Source organism: Polynucleobacter hirudinilacicola, from assembly GCF_002192535.1.
Classification (GTDB): domain Bacteria; phylum Pseudomonadota; class Gammaproteobacteria; order Burkholderiales; family Burkholderiaceae; genus Polynucleobacter; species Polynucleobacter hirudinilacicola.
This window is the reverse complement of sequence record NZ_NAIA01000001.1, coordinates 171,517-189,124: the sequence shown is the minus strand read 5'-3', so window position 1 is coordinate 189,124 and position 17,608 is coordinate 171,517. Positions and strand designations below refer to the sequence as shown.

Here is a 17,608-nt window from a genome sequence, read left to right as displayed (position 1 = left end):
ATAAATGAATAAGCATTTTTTTAAAGCAGTTCTGGTAAGCCTTACTTTGGTATTTGCATCGGTTGGTCATGTTGATGCTGCTCGTTTAGGTAATGGCAAGAGTGTTGGAAAAGCACCAAGCGCACCAATGCAAAAACAAGCTTCTCCTGCACAAAAACCTGCACAGCAAGCTCAGCCAGCCGCTCCTGCGCCCGCTCCACAAGCTCCAGCGCCTAGTCGCTTCGGTGGCATGGGCGGTCTTTTAGGTGGTTTAGCAGCAGGCTTGGGTATCGGCTATCTTTTGTCACATTTTGGTCTTGGTGAAGCTGCATCTTCCATGATTACTGGACTTCTCATTGCCGTGTTAGCAGGCTTTGCGATTATGTTTGTGATTCGCAAAATGTTGCCAGCAATGTCTGGCGCTGGGAATAACGCTAATGTGCCAACGGGCATGCAGCGAACCAGTACTCAGCAAGCTCCGAGACAGGAACCTGCATTCACTCCAGCAGCGAATGCATTTGGTGGCGTGAGCGCTGAGCCAGAATCATTTCAATCGACGCTGCCACCAGGTTTTGATGAGCGTTCTTTCCTTGAGAATGCAAAGCAATACTTTGCTACTTTGCAAAAGGCTTGGGATGACGGTGATCTTGCCTCTTTGCGTGAATTTACGACCCCTGAAATGTTTGCCACCATTCAGCAGGACCTAGCAGGGCGGACTGATAGTGCGAATCAAACGGATGTTGTTACCATTAACGCTCAGCTAATCGGTATTGAGACTGCCGACGCGCATTATTACTGTAGCGTTCAGTTCAGCGGCATGATTCGTGAGCAGCCAGGCGCCCCGGCAAGTGACTTCTCTGAAATCTGGAACTTAAGCAAGCCCGTTGAGGGTCCTGGAGGCTGGGTACTGGCGGGTATCTCGCAGTTAGTTTAAGCTTTAGGTACTTTCCATTGGAAAACCCGCACTTGTGCGGGTTTTTTACACTCATGAACACGCATTTATCTTCTACCCATACGATTGCCGCTGGCGCTGCTTGCCGAGGGATTAATCATGTATTAGGTAGTGAGCCATGGGCGTCTGCTGAATTAGCGAAGCATGCTGGCAAAACAATATTGCTTGGATTGCCGCTGGGCGATCTTTGCTTGGAGATTGCACCCACTGGTTTCTTGAATGCCCTCAAGGAAGTCCATAATCCCTCTCTCACTCTCGAGGTTTCAAGTAAGGCCTTAGGAGATTTGCTAGGAAGTTCGGGTGGTTTGCGTGAGCAAGCTTTCAAAGCTGTAAAAATTACTGGTGATGCAGATTTAGCTCAGTTAATAGGTCGCTTAGCAGGCCAGTTGCGCTGGGAATACGAAGAAGATTTAGCTCGCCTGGTTGGTGATGCGCCAGCAAACTTTGCTGTACGACAAGGTAAGAAGTTTGTCTCCGCATCTCGTTCTGCTGCTTCTGATTTTCTGGAAAATGTGGTTGAGTATGTCAGTGAAGAAAGAAAAGTACTTTTGAATAAACGAGACTTTATGGCGCATAAATCTGAATTGAATGATTTGCGTGAATCAGTAGACCGCCTAGATAAGCGCATTCAATTCTTAGAGCAAAAGGCTAGATAAATCGTGCGTCGAATGGCTCGCCTCTTCTTTATCTTCTTTACTGCTTGGCGTTATGGCTTGCTCCCCCTCTTGCGCGACATTCTTAAGCCTGGAGTTAGCAAGGGTGCTCTCACAGTAATCTGCTGGACTTCACCTGGTGGCGATTTGCCAAGAGGTCAGCGTATTCGTTTGACGCTAGAGGCTCTTGGACCAATCTTCGTCAAATTCGGGCAAGTGCTTTCTACACGTCGAGATTTGTTGCCAGAAGATATTGCTAATGAGTTAGCAAAACTACAAGATCAGGTCCCCCCATTCTCAAATGAAGAGTCCCGTCGCTTAATTGAAAAAGCCCTTGGACAGCCGATTGAAGAAGTTTTCATTAGTTTTGATGCTACGCCGGTGGCGAGTGCTTCTGTAGCGCAAGTGCACTTTGGAACTTTGCGTGCTACTGACAAACATCCTGAGTGGGATCGCAAGGCTGTGGCAATCAAAGTACTGCGTCCTGGCATTTTGCCGGTGATTGATGGTGACCTTGCTTTGATGTATGACTTGGCAAAGATTATTGAAAAGAGTTCTGAGGATGGCCGTCGATTAAAGCCTCGCGAGAACGTTGCCGAGTTCGATACTTATCTGCATGATGAATTAGATCTGATGCGTGAAGCAGCAAATGCCAGTCAACTGCGCCGACAATTTACAGATTCGAATCAGTTAATGATCCCTGAAATGTATTGGGATCTGTGCCACACCAATGTCATCGTGATGGAGAGGATGTATGGCATCTCCATTGGCAGAACTACAGAGCTACGAGCAGCTGGAGTAGATTTTAAAAAACTAGCTGCCGATGGCGTAGAGATTTTTTTCACGCAAGTATTTGAGCACGGATTTTTCCATGCAGATATGCATCCTGGAAATATCATGATTAGCTTAGAGCCAGAAACATTCGGGCGCTTTATCTCACTGGACTTCGGTATTGTGGGCGCGTTGAGCGAGTCTGATAAAAATTATCTCGCACTGAATTTCTTGGCATTCTTTAATCGGGATTACCGTCGGGTTGCAGAGTTGCATATTGAATCTGGATGGGTGCCCGCTAATACTCGGGTTGAAGAATTAGGAGGGGCAGTACGTTCAGTTTGTGAGCCGTACTTTGATCGTCCTCTCAAAGAAATTTCTTTAGGCATTGTGTTGATGCGTTTATTCCAAACATCGCGCCGCTTTAAAGTGGAAATTCAGCCACAGTTAACGCTGCTGCAAAAAACCCTTTTAAATGTTGAGGGCCTAGCACGTGAATTAGATCCCGATCTAGATCTTTGGAAAACTGCCAAGCCTATTTTGGAAAAATGGATCAGCAAGCAGTTAGGTTGGCGCGGCTTGATCGATGGCTTAAAGGAAGAGGCGCCTTCCTGGGCCAAGATTTTGCCAACTTTGCCTCGCTTGATAGCTGATGCCCTTGTTCAAGGTCGCAATCAGACAAAAGACCAAAATGGCGAGTTAGAGGTCCTAAAGGCACTTTTGGCTGAGGAAAGACGTACTCACCGTCTTCTAGTGGGCGCTTTGCTCTTTGCTGGGGGCTTTTTGGCCGGAATTTTGATCATCGGCCTAGGCATTTATTAGTCTTTAGCTGCTTGGCCTCTAAACCGCTAAAATAGCGGGCTAGGCAGAACACATGAAAAAATACTTTATAGCAGGCATCCTTGTTTGGGCACCACTATCGATCACCGTTTGGGTGATTGCGTGGGGCTTAGGTTTGCTCGATGGTGTTTTTGGATCAGTCATGCACGCCATCATTGTGGTTCTTCCACGTGATGCGGCATTAGACGTACAGCATTTCCGCGACCTACCAGGCGTAGGAATATTGATTGTGATTGCAGTGATTATGCTCACTGGATTCCTTGCCATTAGTTTTGCTGGTCAATGGTGGTTAAAGATTTGGGATAAGTTTGTTAATCGAATTCCAATTGTGCGTTCGATCTACTCCAGCGTTCAGCAAGTTTCATCTACTTTATTTTCTGGAAGTGGTCAGGCCTTTAGTAAAGCTTTATTGATTCGCTATCCACACGCTGATTCTTGGGTCATTGCTTTTCAAACTGGAGTTCCAGCAAGAGAAGTCACGGCGAAATTAGGCGAGGATTATGTCAATGTATTCTTACCGACTACCCCAAACCCAACCTCCGGTTTTTTTATGATTGTGCCGCGCGCACAAACGATTGAGCTAGAGATGAGCGTAGAGGAAGCATTAAAGCATATTGTTTCTATGGGCTCTGTGCCACCCAATAGTTCTAGTGGTTTGACTCCACCACAGTCACCACGCCATTTTTGATTTATAGGAAATTGTTATGTCGATGCGAAGCCATACCTGCGGACAGGTAACCGATTCACTGATTGGTAAAGAAGTCACCCTTGCTGGATGGGTTAATCGCCGTCGTGATCACGGAGGTGTGATTTTTATTGACTTGCGTGACCGCGAGGGCTTTGTCCAGGTAGTGTGTGATCCGGATCGTCCTGAGATGTTTGCTTTAGCTGAGCAAGTACGCAGTGAGTTTTGCATCCAGATTAAAGGACTCGTGCGCGGACGTCCTGCTGGCACAGAAAATGCTGATTTGGTGAGTGGAAAGGTAGAAATTCTTTGTCACGAACTTGTGATTCTGAATGCTTCTGTAACCCCTCCATTTCAGATTGATGATGAGAACTTATCCGAGACAACTCGGCTTACTCATCGTGTCTTAGATTTACGCCGTCCACAAATGCAAAAGAATTTGCGTTTGCGTTACAACGTTGCGATGGAGTGCCGTCGATATTTAGACGATGCTGGTTTTATTGACATCGAAACACCGATGTTGACCAAGAGCACTCCAGAAGGAGCACGTGATTATTTGGTTCCTTCGCGGGTTCATGATGGCCAATTCTTTGCATTGCCACAGTCGCCACAATTATTTAAGCAGTTATTGATGGTGGCTGGATTTGATCGTTACTATCAAATTACTAAATGCTTCCGTGATGAAGACTTGCGCGCGGATCGTCAGCCCGAATTTACCCAGATTGACTGTGAAACAGCATTCTTAAGTGAATTAGAAATTCGTGAGCTCTTTGAAAACATGATTCGTCATATTTTCAAGAAGACGATGAACGTAGAGTTGCCTAACCCATTCCCAACCATGCCTTACTCAGAAGGTATGGCGCGCTTCGGATCTGACAAGCCAGACCTACGGGTGAACTTTGAGTTCACCGAGTTGACTGATTTGATGAAAGATGTCGATTTCAAGGTCTTCTCCGGCGCTGCTAATCAAGAAGGTGGCCGTGTGGTAGGTTTATGCGTACCGGGTGGCGCAGAGATTAGCCGTAGTGAAATTGATGACTACACCCAGTTTGTTAGCATCTATGGCGCTAAGGGTTTGGCCTGGATTAAGGTGAACTCGGTTGCTGAAGGTCGTAATGGTTTGCAATCTCCCATCGTGAAGAATCTTCATGATGCAGCGATCGAGGGGATTCTGAAGCGCACTGGTGCAAAAGATGGGGACATCATTTTCTTCGGCGCTGATAAAGAAAAAGTAGTGAATGATGCCATTGGCAATTTACGTCTACGCATTGGTCAATCGGCCTGGGGTAAAGAGCATGGTCTCTTTACTGAAGGTTGGAAGCCATTGTGGGTCGTTGATTTCCCAATGTTTGATTACGACGAAGGTGAAGCCCGTTGGGTTGCTTGTCACCATCCGTTTACTAGTCCCAAAGATGAGCACATGAAGTATTTGGAGTCTGATCCAGGTAAGTGTTTGGCAAAAGCTTATGACATGGTTCTCAATGGTAGTGAAATTGGTGGCGGCTCGGTGCGTATTCATCAAGAGGCGGTGCAGAGTCAAGTATTCCGTGCCTTGAAGATTGGTGCTGAAGAGGCGCAAGCCAAATTTGGCTTCTTGCTAGATGCCCTTCAATACGGCGCTCCTCCACATGGTGGTATTGCTTTTGGTCTTGATCGCATCGTAACGATGATGACTGGTGCTGAATCCATTCGTGATGTGATTGCCTTCCCTAAAACACAGCGTGCGCAATGTTTATTGACTCAGGCACCTAGCCCAGTGGATGAGCGTCAGTTACGTGAGTTGCATATTCGTTTGCGACAAGCTGCTCCTGCTGCTTAAAACAATTTAAGTAGCATCTATCTTGAAAATCCCTATTTCGGTTTTAGTAGTTATCTACAAATCGAATAGGGATGTTTTATTGATAGAGCGCGCAGATCGTCCGGGCTTCTGGCAATCGGTTACTGGCAGCTTAGATGCTTTGGATGAAGATCTTGCCTTGGCAGCTACTCGCGAGGTTTTTGAGGAAACGGGTATTGCAGTAGATCAGCTTGCTGCTGGCTCTTTGCGCAATTTGCACCATCAAATTGAGTACGAAATTTATCCTGATTGGCGTTTTCGTTATGCGCCTGGTGTTACTCGCAATATCGAGCATTGGTTTGCGCTCAAAGTCCCAGAAAATATTCAAATCCAGCTTTCTCCTAGAGAGCATGTCGCGTTTCTATGGCTACCTTTTGAAGAGGCTGCTAAGAAATGTTTTTCCCGTAGCAATGGTGACGCGATTCTGAAATTCTTTTCAGAGAAGAAGGAATAAGATAGAGCGATGAGACCATCATCGGGACACCACCACGGGAGTGCAGATTCCAAGTCTTCACAGGGAAGCGATTGGAAGGTTATTCGCGATTTAATTCCCTATCTACTGGAATATAAATTTAGAGTTGCGATTGCTCTAGCTTGCTTGGTTGCCGCTAAGGTTACCAATCTGGGCATCCCTATTTTGCTCAAGCGTTTAATTGACGATTTAAATCTCAAGGCAGACTCTCCACAGATCTTGCTGGTAGTTCCAGTTGGGCTCATTCTGGCTTATGGGCTCCTCCGAATGGCTGCCTCCTTGTTTGCTGAGTTACGTGAGTTTCTCTTTGCTAGGGTGACCCAAAATGCTGTCCGTAAGGTAGCTCTGCAGGTCTTTGAGCATTTACATGCTTTAGCACTAAGCTTTCATCTAGCTCGTCAAACCGGAGGCGTCAGTAGGGATATTGAGCGTGGTACTCGCGGCATTCAGTCTCTGATTTCGTATTCGCTCTATAGCATCCTGCCAACACTGGTTGAATTCATTTTGGTCTTGGGCTATTTGGCTTATTCATATGATATTTGGTTTGCAGCCATTACCTTATGCGCCTTGGTTTTCTACATTGTATTTACTGTAGTAGTAACAGAGTGGCGCACCCATTTTCGTAAGACCATGAACGATATGGATTCAAAGGCGAATCAGAAAGCTATTGATTCTTTATTAAATTTTGAGACCGTGAAGTATTTTGGTAATGAGGCCTTTGAGGCTAGTCGTTACGACAAAAATTTGGTGCGCTACCAAGCCGCTGCCATTAAGTCCCAAAAATCTTTAGCAGTCCTCAACTTTGGCCAGCAAACAATCATCGCCATTGGCTTGGTCTTAATTTTATGGCGCGCTACGCTCGGTGTAGTAGATGGCACCATGACTCTTGGCGACCTTGTGCTGGTGAATACTTTAATGATCCAGCTGTATATTCCCCTCAATTTTCTGGGTGTGATTTATCGCGAGATCAAACAATCTCTAACAGACATGGAGCGGATGTTCTCTTTACTCAATACCGATAAAGAAATCGCTGATTCACCTAATGCCTATCCTTTACAGATTGATAATCGTGGTCATGGCCCAGATGTTTGCTTTGAAAATGTCTCTTTCCACTATGATGCTAAGCGAGAAATTCTTCGTGATGTGAGCTTTACTATTCCAGCAGGAACCATTACTGCGGTAGTTGGACAAAGCGGTGCAGGTAAGAGTACTTTAGCGAGATTGCTATTCCGTTTTTATGATGTGCAGTCTGGCAAGATCCTGATTGACGATCAAAACATTCAAGATGTGACGCAAGCTAGTCTACGCAAAGCGATTGGCATCGTGCCACAAGATACAGTCTTATTTAATGACACTATTGGCTATAACATTGCTTATGGAAATCCTTCTGCCTCAATCGAAGAGGTGCACGAAGCTGCCAGAGCGGCGCAAATTGATAGTTTTATTAAACGCCTGCCAGACGGCTACGATACCCAGGTAGGCGAGAGGGGCTTGAAGCTGTCTGGTGGTGAAAAGCAACGTGTAGCAATTGCGCGTACTTTATTGAAAAAGCCAGCGATGCTGATTTTTGATGAAGCAACCTCTGCCTTAGATTCTAAGACGGAAAGGGCTTTCCAGGAAGAATTGCTTGGCCTAGCCAAAAATCGCACCACTCTGATCATTGCACATAGGCTATCGACTATTATTCATGCCGATCAAATTCTGGTCATGGAGCATGGGCAAATCGTCGAGCGGGGCACTCATCTAGAGTTGTTAGCGGCCCAGGGCAAATATGCTGAGATGTGGCAAATGCAAGAACGCGCTGCTCTTGATTAGAATAGCTGGATGACTCAAGACAATACCCGGCAAACTTCTACAGAAGACATTTTAAAAAATGCCTTTGCAGCTGCTGTAGCTGTAGCTGATCCTCAAGTAATCGTCCCACAATATTTAGCCAAGATATTTCCGATTGGCGAGGAGCCTAAAGGCAGATGCTTAGTGGTGGGTGCTGGCAAGGCTAGTGCTTCAATGGCTAGCGCATTTGAGGCTTATGCAAAAAAACATTGGCCTCAAGTGAATCTAGAGGGCGTGGTGCTAACCCGTTACGGGCATGCATCACCCACCAGTCATATTCAAATTATTGAAGCTGGTCATCCGGTGCCTGATCAGGCGGGGATGGATGGTGCTAGAGCGATCTACGCATTAACTCAGCAATTAGAACCGGGCGATGTGCTCATTGCCCTGGTTTCTGGTGGTGGTTCAAGCTTACTGACCTTGCCGCAAGAAGGCATCACGATTGATGACATGCGCAAGACCACAGAGGCTTTATTGCGAAGCGGTGCCCCGATTGAAGAGATGAATATTGTTCGCAAACATTTATCTGCAATCTTGGGTGGTAATTTAGCAAGAGTTGCTATAGCCCGTGGCGCACGTGTAGAGGCATTACTCATATCTGATGTGACTGGCGACTCGCCAGCAGATATCGCTAGTGGGCCATGTGCTGCAGACTATTCTACTTACCAAGATGCCTTAACTATCTTTGAAAAATATAGCTTAGGCAAAAATGAAATTCCTGCATCCGTTCTCAATCACCTGCAGCGAGGGCTTGTAGGAGAAAAACCAGAGACCTTAAAAGATGCTGATTTGGTAAATGCCCAAGTGGCGAATCATGTCATTGCTACTGCCTACAAAAGCTTAGAAGCTGCAGCAGATTATGTTCGTAGTCAAGGCTACGAGGCTATTGTTCTGGGAGATACGATTACTGGTGAAGCGCAAACAGTTGGCGTGACTCAGGCACAGCTAGCTAGAGAACATGTATCTCAACTGATTGACAAACCGCTAGCACTGATTTCTGGCGGTGAATGTACAGTCACTATCCCTGCTGGCGTTAAAGGTCGAGGGGGCCGTTGTAGTGAATACCTCCTCTCACTTTTTGCTGCCTCAAAAGATTTACCTAATTTGGCCGCCTTAGCCGCAGATACTGATGGTATTGATGGCAGTGAAAAAAATGCAGGGGCATGGTTTACGGCAGATATTCGTAGAACTAGTTTGGATCAGGGGCTGACTCCGGAGTCATTCTTGTCTACCCATGATTGCTATGGCTTCTTTGCAGAATTAGGTGCTTTAGTGGAAACTGGCCCTACACTTACTAATGTGAATGATTTCCGTATCATTTTGCTCAATAAATAAACATGCCTAACAGCCCAACACAAATTGAACTGATTCAGCCAGATGATTGGCATTTGCATATCCGTGATGGCGAAGTGATGAAAGATGTCTTGGCTGATACTGCACGTCAGTTTGCGCGTGCGATCATCATGCCGAATTTGAAGCCGCCAGTTACCACTGTAGATCTGGCAAATGCTTACCGCACCCGGATTGAAGTGAGTCTGAAGTCTCTAGGGGTGACTGGCTTTACACCATTGATGACTCTATATCTCACAGACAATACTTCTGCCGATGAAGTGCGTAAAGCCAAAGAACAAGGCATTACCGGAATCAAGCTATACCCTGCAGGTGCCACTACCAATAGTGATTCAGGGGTAAGTGATATCAAACATTGCTATAAAGCTTTGGAAGCAATGCAAGCAGTTGGAATCCCACTATTAGTTCATGGTGAAGTGACCCATGCTGACATCGATATCTTTGATCGTGAAGCAGTGTTCATTGATACCGTTCTTGAGCCTTTGCGCAAAGTATTTCCTGAGCTGAAAATTGTGTTTGAACACATTACGACCAAACAAGCGGCGCACTATGTTCGCGATGCTGCGACCGGTGGAAAAAATACCATTGCTGCTACGCTGACTCCACAACATTTACTGATGAACCGTAATGCCATTTTTGCTGGTGGGATTCGTCCGCACAATTATTGCTTACCCGTTCTCAAGCGTGAAGAGCATCGTGTGGCTTTGTTAGAGGCTGCTACTAGCGGTAATCCTCGTTTCTTCTTGGGTACTGATAGTGCGCCGCATGCCAAAGGCGCCAAAGAGGCGGCCTGTGGTTGTGCTGGTTGCTATAGTGCGTTTAATGCTCTTGGTTTATATGCAGAGGCATTTGAGAGTGTTGGCAAATTAGATAAGCTAGAGGGATTTGCCAGTTTCTTTGGCCCAGATTTTTATCATTTGCCGCGCAATATTCAAAAAATTACCCTCGCTAAGCAGGCTCAAAAGATTCCTACTGAGTTACCGCTAGGTAATGACACGATTGTTCCGCTCCGTGCTGGCGAAACAATCGCCTGGTCTCTCGTTTAAATACAACCCTACTTTTTTACAAGCCAATTTACTCTGACTGCGTTAGACTGCAGGCGCAGAGTCAATTGGGCAATCGCCGCCTCTTTATTGAGGGGGAGGAAAGTCCGGACTCCACAGGGAAGGGTGATGGCTAACGGCCATCCACGGCGACGTGAGGAATAGGGCCACAGAGACGAGCGTATTTAGTTACGGTGAAACGCGGCAACCTCCACCCGGAGCAATCCCAAGTAAGCAGGCGATGAGGCGTCCCGCTGAGTCTGCGGGTAGGGAGCTTGAGCCGTCAGGTAACTGACGGCCTAGAGGAATGATTGCCCCTAGATGCAAATCTAGGCGACAGAATCCGGCTTATCGATTGACTCTGCACTTATTCCGAAATGACTTCAATGCTGTAAGTCAGTTCTGCAGTTTTAGCGAGCATGGTGGTGGCTGAGCAGTATTTTTCGTGGGAAAGCTTTACGGCACGATCCACTTTAGCGTGATCAAGGTCTTTGCCTTTTACTGTGAAGTGCAAATTGATCTTTGTAAAGACTTTGGGGTCCTCGGTGGCTCTTTCGGCCTGGAGGGTTACGTCACAAGCAGAAATAGCCTGTCTGGCCCTTTGTAGGATTAAAACCACATCAAATGCTGAGCAGCCCCCAGCGCCAGCCAAAAGCAGCTCCATCGGTCTAGGAGCCAAGTTTCTGCCACCCGCTTCGGGTGCTCCATCCATATTGACAAGGTGGCCACTGCCTGTTTCTGCAGAAAAAGCCATGCCGCTATTACCTAACCAAGATACTCGACATTCCATATTAGTGATCCCTAACTTACTAAATTAATCAATATTATCAATAGTTTACCAATAATGACGCACATGGGTCAGGTGATATGTTTGGTCAAAAAACATCAAAAACTTGATTTTGGTCAATATTCTTGCATCGCACCATTGTTATCTATACAATACCCATATTGGTAGTCAGTCTTGTATAAGACTGCGACTTTCCACCCAGTGTCTCCTCCACCCAAACAAAGGTGGATTCCAACCCAGGACTAGTTCCTGGGTTTTTTTTGGGTTAGAATACAAGGCTTTACTGAATTACCGAACTAGTCAGCGGTAGTTGCTTTACCAGTTAGATTGCAGAATCTGCGAGCTTGCAAACATAAGCAGGGCCAAGGTGGACGCGGTGTAATTGGAGTAATTTTTTTGACTATAACAATTTGAGAAATCATGAAAACTTTTTCCGCAAAATCCCATGAGGTAAAGCGTGAATGGTTCGTGATTGACGCTACGGACAAAGTCCTCGGTCGTGTCGCCAGTGAAGTGGCACACCGTTTACGCGGCAAGCACAAGCCTGAATTCACTCCACACGTTGACACTGGCGACTTTATCGTCGTGATCAATTCATCTAAGCTGCGTGTCACTGGCACCAAAGGCTTGAACAAGATTTATTACCGTCACAGCGGATACCCAGGTGGTATTAGCTCGACTAACTTCGACAAGATGCAAGATCGTTTCCCAGGTCGCGCTTTGGAGAAGGCTGTGAAGGGTATGTTGCCAAAAGGCCCACTAGGCTATGCCATGATCAAGAAATTGAAAGTTTATGGCGACGCTAATCATCCGCACACGGCTCAACAGCCTAAAGCGTTAGAGATTTAAGGAAACCAAATGGCTATTAATTACGGAAATTGGAATTACGGTACTGGTCGCCGCAAGAGTTCTGTTGCGCGCGTTTTCATTAAATCTGGCAAAGGCGAAATTACTGTTAACGGTAAGCCTATCGACGCTTATTTTGCTCGTGAAACATCACGCATGATCGCTCGTCAGCCTTTGGCTCTCACAGCCCACTTAACGACCTTTGATATCAAAGTGAACGTTTCTGGTGGCGGTGAAACTGGCCAAGCTGGTGCAGTTCGTCACGGTGTTACTCGTGCATTGATCGACTACGACAACGCCTTGAAGCCAACTCTGTCTAAAGCAGGTTTGGTTACTCGCGATGCTCGTGAAGTTGAGCGTAAAAAAGTTGGTCTGCATGGCGCACGTCGTCGTAAGCAGTTCAGCAAGCGCTAATTTCTTTCAGTCGCTTAGTATTATTGAAAGGGTCGCGCAAGCGGCCCTTTTTGTTTCTACAATAAGGGAAATAGTAGGAATGTTGTATTAATCTACGTAAGATAGATTAATGGCGGATGCGGTATTTTGGAGAAAGACATGATTAAGGTTGGCATCGTTGGTGGCACAGGTTATACCGGGGTTGAATTATTGCGTCTGTTGGCGCAACACCCTGAAGTAAAAATTGTTGCTATTACCTCTCGTACAGAAGCTGGCATGCCAGTGGCTGAGATGTTCCCATCCTTGCGTGGCCGTGTTGATCTGAAATTCACGACACCAGATGAAGCCAAATTAAATGAGTGTGACGTGGTGTTCTTTGCAACGCCACATGGTGTTGCTATGGCGCAAGCAAAAGAATTGCTGGCGAATAATGTGAAGATTTTGGATCTAGCCGCAGACTTTAGATTGAAGGATGTCAAAGAGTTTGCTAAGTGGTATGGCATGGAGCATAGCTGCCCAGAAATTTTGGCTGAAGCTGTTTACGGCTTGGCTGAAATTAATCGTGAAGCCATTAAAAAGGCCCGCGTGGTTGGCTTGGCTGGTTGCTACCCAACTTCTGTACAGCTTGGGCTTGCACCATTGTTATCTCCAAAATCTACTGGTGGAAAACATTGGATTGATGGAACTCATATTATTTCGGACTCTAAGTCAGGTACTTCGGGTGCTGGGCGTAAGGCGGAGATTGGGACATTACTATCTGAGGCAAGTGATAACTTTAAGGCTTATGGCGTTAAGGGTCACCGCCATCTTCCAGAGATTGTGCAGGGCTTAAAAGCTATTGCTGGTCATGACCAAATTGGTCTGACATTTGTGCCGCATCTCACACCGATGGTGAGGGGTATTCATTCGACTTTATATGTGCGCTTAACTGAGGCTGGAATGGGTGTCGATTACCAGTCGCTTTATGAGAATTTCTACAAGGGCGAGCCTTTTGTGGATGTCATGCCAGCTGGTAGCCACCCAGAAACACGCTCTGTTAGGGGTAGCAACGGCATCCGGATTGCAATCCATCGTCCTGGCGGCGGCGATACTTTGGTTATTTTGGTGGTGGAAGACAATTTGGTGAAAGGTGCTTCAGGCCAGGGCGTCCAGTGTATGAACCTCATGTTTGGCCTGCCAGAAACTACAGGCCTGACCCAGATTGCGGTTTCCCCATAAAGACCCTTCAGCAGGCTGGGAATTAAAAGCCTAAAATGAATCATCGCTTTTTGAATTAGGAGTAAATCATGACCGAATTAGCTACGCAAACAGCACAAGATTTAGCTGAGCCACCAACCCCGTTGGTGTTTACGGATAGTGCCGCTGCAAAAGTGGCTGACTTGATTGCTGAAGAAGGTAATCCAGAGTTGAAGTTGCGTGTATTCGTACAAGGTGGCGGCTGCTCAGGTTTTCAGTATGGCTTCACATTTGATGATGCTGTCAATGAAGATGACACCCTCTTTGAAAAGAATGGCGTTACCCTTCTAGTGGATTCAATGAGCTTCCAATATCTAGTTGGTGCTGAGATTGATTACAAAGAAGATATCAACGGATCACAGTTCGTGATTAAGAATCCAAATGCCACAACGACTTGTGGTTGCGGATCTTCTTTCTCTGCTTAAGGAAATCCGAAACTACGCAGGATAGCAAGCACCTAGAATTCTAGGACCCTTCGCTCCTGTAACGGCTGGCAAATTTGCTGGCCGTTTTTCTTTATGAGCCCAAGCAAGCCACGCAAAAGCAAGGCCTTCAACGAGTTGCGGATCAATGCCAGCAGAGTCACTTGTTGTAACTTCTATGGATCCTTTGAACACATGCTGCACTTTGACTTTGAGTAAATTCATCAAGGCATTATTTCGAGCGCCACCCCCACAAACAATCAACGTATGGGTTTGCGGGGCATGACGTAGCAAGGCCTCGAAGGCGGAATGTGCAGTTAAATGTAATAGTGTTGCCTGTACATCTTCAGCATGATGATTATCTTGCCCCATTTTTTCTTGCAACCAAGCAAGATGAAAATCATCTCTTCCAGTGCTTTTCGGTGGCGCTTTTATAAAGAAGGGATCAGCCAGCATCTTTGTCAGAAGTACTTCATTCACTTTTCCTTGCAGCGCCCAATTACCATTTTCATCAAAGGTATTGCCTTGATGCTCATGTATCCAAGCATCCATCAATATATTTCCAGGGCCACAATCAAAACCGGTGACTTCACCATCCTTGGGTAGGAGCGTGAGATTGGCAATGCCACCGATATTCAAAATGGCCAAATTTTCTGTTGATTGAAATTGCTGCGCATGAAAGGCTGGTACCAATGGTGCACCGTGACCACCTGCAGCGACATCACGACTTCTAAAATCCGCGATGACATCGATACCAGTCTTTTCTGCCAGGAGGGCAGCGTTCAGCGTTTGGTGCGTATAGGCCATATCCCCAAGGTGTGGCTGATGACGAATGGTTTGGCCATGCGCACCAATGGCGGTGATATCTGAGGGCTGCAAATTTGCTTTTTTAAGTAATTGATTTACTGCCTCTGCATAAGCTAAGGCGAGGGCATTGCCAGCCTGTTTCTCCCGATGAAGCTCATTGGGGCCAGGGCTTTGAAGGTCAAAAAGGACTTTACGAAGCTCGGGACTGAAGGGGGTGCTCACCGCATCCAGTGAACTAGTTTCCCCGTTGGGCCCAATCTGGGCTAGAACAGCATCTATCCCATCCAGGCTAGTGCCGGACATGAGGCCAATGTAGAGGGAGTGCAGTTTGTTCATCTGGTTCTCAGGAATGCGACAATTATGCTTAACAATTTAAATACTAAATAACTGTATCAGCATCCGAATCAGTATGACGGCAAAACCAGAACAAAAATATCCTTTAACCCCCGAAGTGTTTGCAGCACTTGAAGTCACTAAGCGTGGCTGTGATGAGCTTTTGGTTGAAGCGGATTGGGTACAAAAACTGGCTCGTAGTCAGGCCACCAAGACTCCGCTTCGGATTAAGCTGGGTTTAGATCCAACAGCGCCTGACATTCATTTGGGGCATACCGTTGTTTTAAACAAATTACGTCAGTTACAAGATTTAGGTCACACCGTTATTTTCTTGATTGGCGATTTCACCAGCATGATTGGAGATCCATCCGGTCGTAATGCAACTCGCCCTCCGTTGACAGCAGAAGAAATTGCAGTCAATGCAGAGACCTACTATCGTCAAGCGAGCATGGTACTCGATCCCTCTAAAACGGAAGTGCGTTACAACAGTGAGTGGTGTGATCCCTTGGGCGCGCGCGGCATGATTCAGTTAGCAGCAAAACATACAGTAGCTCGCATGCTAGAGCGTGATGACTTTACGAAACGTTATCGTAATGGCGTACCCATTTCTATTCATGAATTTTTATACCCATTGATGCAGGGCTATGACTCTGTTGCTCTAAAGAGTGATTTAGAGCTGGGTGGTACAGATCAAAAATTTAATCTTCTGGTTGGCCGTGAGCTCCAGCGCGAGTATGGCCAGGAGCCACAATGTATTTTGACCATGCCACTCTTGGTTGGTCTAGATGGTGTTGAGAAGATGAGTAAGTCCAAGGGTAATTACATTGGTATCAGTGAGTCTGCTGGAGAGATGTTTGGCAAACTCTTGAGCATCTCTGATGACTTGATGTGGGATTACTTCACATTGCTCTCGTTTAGACCAATGTCTGAAATTGATTTGATGAAACAGGAAGTGGCTGCTGGACGTAATCCAAAAGATTGCAAGGTACTTCTCGCACAAGAAATCGTCGCACGTTTTCATTCACAAGCTGCCGCAGAAAAAGCGCTAGAGGACTTTAATCACCGGGCTAAAGGCGGTGTGCCTGATGAGATTCCAGAAGTAAATCTTACTGGGGCACCTATGGCAATCGCCAATCTTTTAAAGGCTGCAGGGCTGGCCCCGTCTACTTCTGAGGCTAATCGCAACATCGAGCAAAACGGTGTGAAGGTTGATGGCGTAACCGTTAGTGACAAGCAAGCAAAGATTAAAGCAGGAATTTACGTTGTACAAGTTGGCAAACGTAAGTTTGCCAAAGTGACATTGGCTTAAATATCTAAGCTAGCAGCGCTACTTGGCGGTGTTAAGCCAAAGTGCTCATAGGCTTGGCGGGTAGCAATTCGGCCACGTGAGGTTCTTTGTAGGTATCCCTGCTGAATCAAGTAAGGCTCAAGAACATCTTCAATCGTGTCGCGTTCTTCACCGATAGCTGCAGCTAAGTTGTCAATTCCAACAGGCCCCCCATCAAATTTATGCAAGATGGCTTCGAGTAGTTTTCGGTCCATCACATCAAAGCCGCTAGGATCGACATCCAGCATTTTCAGAGCTGCGTCAGCCATGGCTTTGGTGATAGTGCCAGTACCTTTAACTTCTGCGTAGTCACGAACTCTTCTGAGTAAGCGGTTGGCAATACGCGGAGTACCGCGCGCACGCTTTGCAATTTCTACTGAACCTTCTGGATCAATATCTGCCTTGAGTAAGCTGGCCGAGCGGTTAATGATTTTGGTGAGCTCTTCTGTGGTGTAGAACTCAAGTCTTGCCACGATACCAAAGCGATCGCGCAACGGGTTAGTGAGCATGCCAGCACGTGTCGTTGCGCCGATCAAAGTAAAGGGTTTGAGATCAATCTTGACGCTACGAGCTGCAGGCCCTTCACCAATCATGATGTCTAGACTGTAGTCTTCTAATGCGGGGTAAAGAATCTCTTCAACAACTGGAGAGAGGCGATGAATCTCATCAATGAAGAGCACATCATTTGCCTCTAAGTTGGTGAGTAAGGCAGCAAGGTCGCCGGGTCTATCGAGAACTGGTCCGCTAGTTTGACGTAGATTTACCCCAAGCTCTCTAGCAATGATATGCGCTAGAGTAGTTTTACCAAGCCCTGGAGGTCCAAAAAGTAGCACATGATCTAGCGCCTCTTGACGTGCTCGAGTCGCGCTAATAAAGATTTCTAATTGGGCACGAGCTTTAGTTTGACCAACGTACTCATCCAACTGTTTAGGGCGAAGCGCTCTCTCAAAGACTGCCTCAGAATTACCTACAGATCCGCTCACGATGCGATCATTACCCTCCGGTAGATCTTCAGGAATAGCGCTTAGGTCGTCAGTGTGAA

17 protein-coding genes and 1 other RNA gene are annotated in these 17,608 nt (G+C 46.4%); 15 read left to right on the top strand and 3 right to left on the bottom strand.

Translation table 11 applies throughout. The annotated features are described in order from the left end of the window. The first annotated feature begins 4 nt into the window (after positions 1-4). The 10 genes from B6A14_RS00925 to rnpB all read left to right on the top strand — a co-directional run bounded on the left by B6A14_RS00925 (position 5) and on the right by rnpB (position 10,782). Positions 5-913, top strand: coding sequence for a Tim44 domain-containing protein (locus B6A14_RS00925; RefSeq protein WP_087908603.1), 909 nt, complete (start codon positions 5-7; stop codon positions 911-913). A 53-nt stretch (positions 914-966) separates the two neighbouring features. Then, the gene (locus B6A14_RS00920) at positions 967-1,587 is read left to right on the top strand and encodes a ubiquinone biosynthesis accessory factor UbiJ (RefSeq protein WP_087908602.1); all 621 of its coding nucleotides are present in this window, start codon (positions 967-969) and stop codon (positions 1,585-1,587) included. 3 nt (positions 1,588-1,590) lie between these two features. After that, positions 1,591-3,177 carry a ubiquinone biosynthesis regulatory protein kinase UbiB gene (gene ubiB / locus B6A14_RS00915; protein WP_087908601.1) on the top strand — a complete coding sequence of 529 codons (1,587 nt, stop codon included), beginning with the start codon at positions 1,591-1,593 and terminating at the stop codon, positions 3,175-3,177. Between the two features lie 52 nt (positions 3,178-3,229). Next, on the top strand, positions 3,230-3,883 hold the full coding sequence (locus tag B6A14_RS00910; RefSeq protein ID WP_087908600.1) for a DUF502 domain-containing protein: 654 nt from the start codon (positions 3,230-3,232) through the stop codon (positions 3,881-3,883). A gap of 16 nt (positions 3,884-3,899) precedes the next feature. Continuing rightward, positions 3,900-5,699, top strand: a complete 1,800-nt coding sequence (gene aspS / locus B6A14_RS00905) for an aspartate--tRNA ligase (protein ID WP_087908599.1) — start codon at positions 3,900-3,902, stop codon at positions 5,697-5,699. Between the two features lie 22 nt (positions 5,700-5,721). After that, entirely contained in the window at positions 5,722-6,171 is a 450-nt protein-coding gene (gene nudB / locus B6A14_RS00900; RefSeq protein WP_087908598.1) for a dihydroneopterin triphosphate diphosphatase, read from the top strand. Between the two features lie 9 nt (positions 6,172-6,180). Continuing rightward, positions 6,181-8,004: an ABCB family ABC transporter ATP-binding protein/permease gene (locus B6A14_RS00895; RefSeq protein WP_087908597.1), complete on the top strand. Its 1,824-nt coding sequence runs from the start codon at positions 6,181-6,183 to the stop codon at positions 8,002-8,004. Positions 8,005-8,013: 9 nt separating this feature from the next. After that, positions 8,014-9,357, top strand: a complete 1,344-nt coding sequence (locus tag B6A14_RS00890) for a glycerate kinase type-2 family protein (protein ID WP_087908596.1) — start codon at positions 8,014-8,016, stop codon at positions 9,355-9,357. A 2-nt stretch (positions 9,358-9,359) separates the two neighbouring features. After that, positions 9,360-10,418 carry a dihydroorotase gene (gene pyrC / locus B6A14_RS00885; protein ID WP_201721442.1) on the top strand — a complete coding sequence of 353 codons (1,059 nt, stop codon included), beginning with the start codon at positions 9,360-9,362 and terminating at the stop codon, positions 10,416-10,418. Between the two features lie 57 nt (positions 10,419-10,475). Continuing rightward, positions 10,476-10,782, top strand: an RNA gene (gene rnpB, locus B6A14_RS00880) — RNase P RNA component class A. On the opposite strand, the gene B6A14_RS00875 is transcribed toward rnpB, so the two are convergent. Beyond that, a complete protein-coding gene (locus B6A14_RS00875) occupies positions 10,783-11,205 on the bottom strand; it encodes an OsmC family protein (protein WP_087908594.1) in 423 nt (140 codons plus the stop codon). It lies immediately after the preceding RNA gene. Positions 11,206-11,622: 417 nt separating this feature from the next. Here B6A14_RS00875 and rplM point away from each other — a divergent pair, with 417 nt between their 5' ends. The 4 genes from rplM to erpA all read left to right on the top strand — a co-directional run bounded on the left by rplM (position 11,623) and on the right by erpA (position 14,102). Continuing rightward, positions 11,623-12,051, top strand: a complete 429-nt coding sequence (gene rplM / locus B6A14_RS00870; protein ID WP_068949468.1) for a 50S ribosomal protein L13 — start codon at positions 11,623-11,625, stop codon at positions 12,049-12,051. 9 nt (positions 12,052-12,060) lie between these two features. Then, complete coding sequence (gene rpsI / locus B6A14_RS00865) at positions 12,061-12,462, top strand: 30S ribosomal protein S9 (protein WP_015422033.1); 402 nt, start codon at positions 12,061-12,063, stop codon at positions 12,460-12,462. Positions 12,463-12,600: 138 nt separating this feature from the next. Next, positions 12,601-13,659: an N-acetyl-gamma-glutamyl-phosphate reductase gene (gene argC, locus B6A14_RS00860; protein ID WP_087908593.1), complete on the top strand. Its 1,059-nt coding sequence runs from the start codon at positions 12,601-12,603 to the stop codon at positions 13,657-13,659. A gap of 68 nt (positions 13,660-13,727) precedes the next feature. Continuing rightward, positions 13,728-14,102 (top strand): iron-sulfur cluster insertion protein ErpA, encoded by a 375-nt coding sequence (erpA, locus tag B6A14_RS00855; protein ID WP_087908592.1) that lies wholly within the window; start codon positions 13,728-13,730, stop codon positions 14,100-14,102. Between the two features lie 12 nt (positions 14,103-14,114). Here erpA and B6A14_RS00850 read toward each other — a convergent pair whose 3' ends face one another. Next, positions 14,115-15,242, bottom strand: a complete 1,128-nt coding sequence (locus B6A14_RS00850; protein ID WP_087908591.1) for an anhydro-N-acetylmuramic acid kinase — start codon at positions 15,240-15,242, stop codon at positions 14,115-14,117. Between the two features lie 73 nt (positions 15,243-15,315). On the opposite strand from B6A14_RS00850, the gene tyrS reads away from it, so the two are divergent. Further along, entirely contained in the window at positions 15,316-16,548 is a 1,233-nt protein-coding gene (gene tyrS / locus B6A14_RS00845; protein ID WP_087908590.1) for a tyrosine--tRNA ligase, read from the top strand. Here tyrS and ruvB read toward each other — a convergent pair. Beyond that, positions 16,545-17,585 (bottom strand): Holliday junction branch migration DNA helicase RuvB, encoded by a 1,041-nt coding sequence (gene ruvB / locus B6A14_RS00840; RefSeq protein WP_407947027.1) that lies wholly within the window; start codon positions 17,583-17,585, stop codon positions 16,545-16,547. The genes tyrS and ruvB overlap by 4 nt on opposite strands. Positions 17,586-17,608 lie beyond the last annotated feature (23 nt).

Coding starts and splice junctions, on each gene's coding strand:
- B6A14_RS00890 (WP_087908596.1), top strand. CDS start 8,014: ATGACTCAAGACAATACCCGGCAAACTTCTACAGAAGACATTTTAAAA.
- B6A14_RS00910 (WP_087908600.1), top strand. CDS start 3,230: ATGAAAAAATACTTTATAGCAGGCATCCTTGTTTGGGCACCACTATCG.
- rplM (WP_068949468.1), top strand. CDS start 11,623: ATGAAAACTTTTTCCGCAAAATCCCATGAGGTAAAGCGTGAATGGTTC.
- aspS (WP_087908599.1), top strand. CDS start 3,900: ATGTCGATGCGAAGCCATACCTGCGGACAGGTAACCGATTCACTGATT.
- tyrS (WP_087908590.1), top strand. CDS start 15,316: ATGACGGCAAAACCAGAACAAAAATATCCTTTAACCCCCGAAGTGTTT.
- B6A14_RS00875 (WP_087908594.1), bottom strand. CDS start 11,205: ATGGAATGTCGAGTATCTTGGTTAGGTAATAGCGGCATGGCTTTTTCT.
- B6A14_RS00925 (WP_087908603.1), top strand. CDS start 5: ATGAATAAGCATTTTTTTAAAGCAGTTCTGGTAAGCCTTACTTTGGTA.
- argC (WP_087908593.1), top strand. CDS start 12,601: ATGATTAAGGTTGGCATCGTTGGTGGCACAGGTTATACCGGGGTTGAA.
- rpsI (WP_015422033.1), top strand. CDS start 12,061: ATGGCTATTAATTACGGAAATTGGAATTACGGTACTGGTCGCCGCAAG.
- B6A14_RS00850 (WP_087908591.1), bottom strand. CDS start 15,242: ATGAACAAACTGCACTCCCTCTACATTGGCCTCATGTCCGGCACTAGC.
- B6A14_RS00895 (WP_087908597.1), top strand. CDS start 6,181: ATGAGACCATCATCGGGACACCACCACGGGAGTGCAGATTCCAAGTCT.
- B6A14_RS00920 (WP_087908602.1), top strand. CDS start 967: ATGAACACGCATTTATCTTCTACCCATACGATTGCCGCTGGCGCTGCT.
- erpA (WP_087908592.1), top strand. CDS start 13,728: ATGACCGAATTAGCTACGCAAACAGCACAAGATTTAGCTGAGCCACCA.
- pyrC (WP_201721442.1), top strand. CDS start 9,360: ATGCCTAACAGCCCAACACAAATTGAACTGATTCAGCCAGATGATTGG.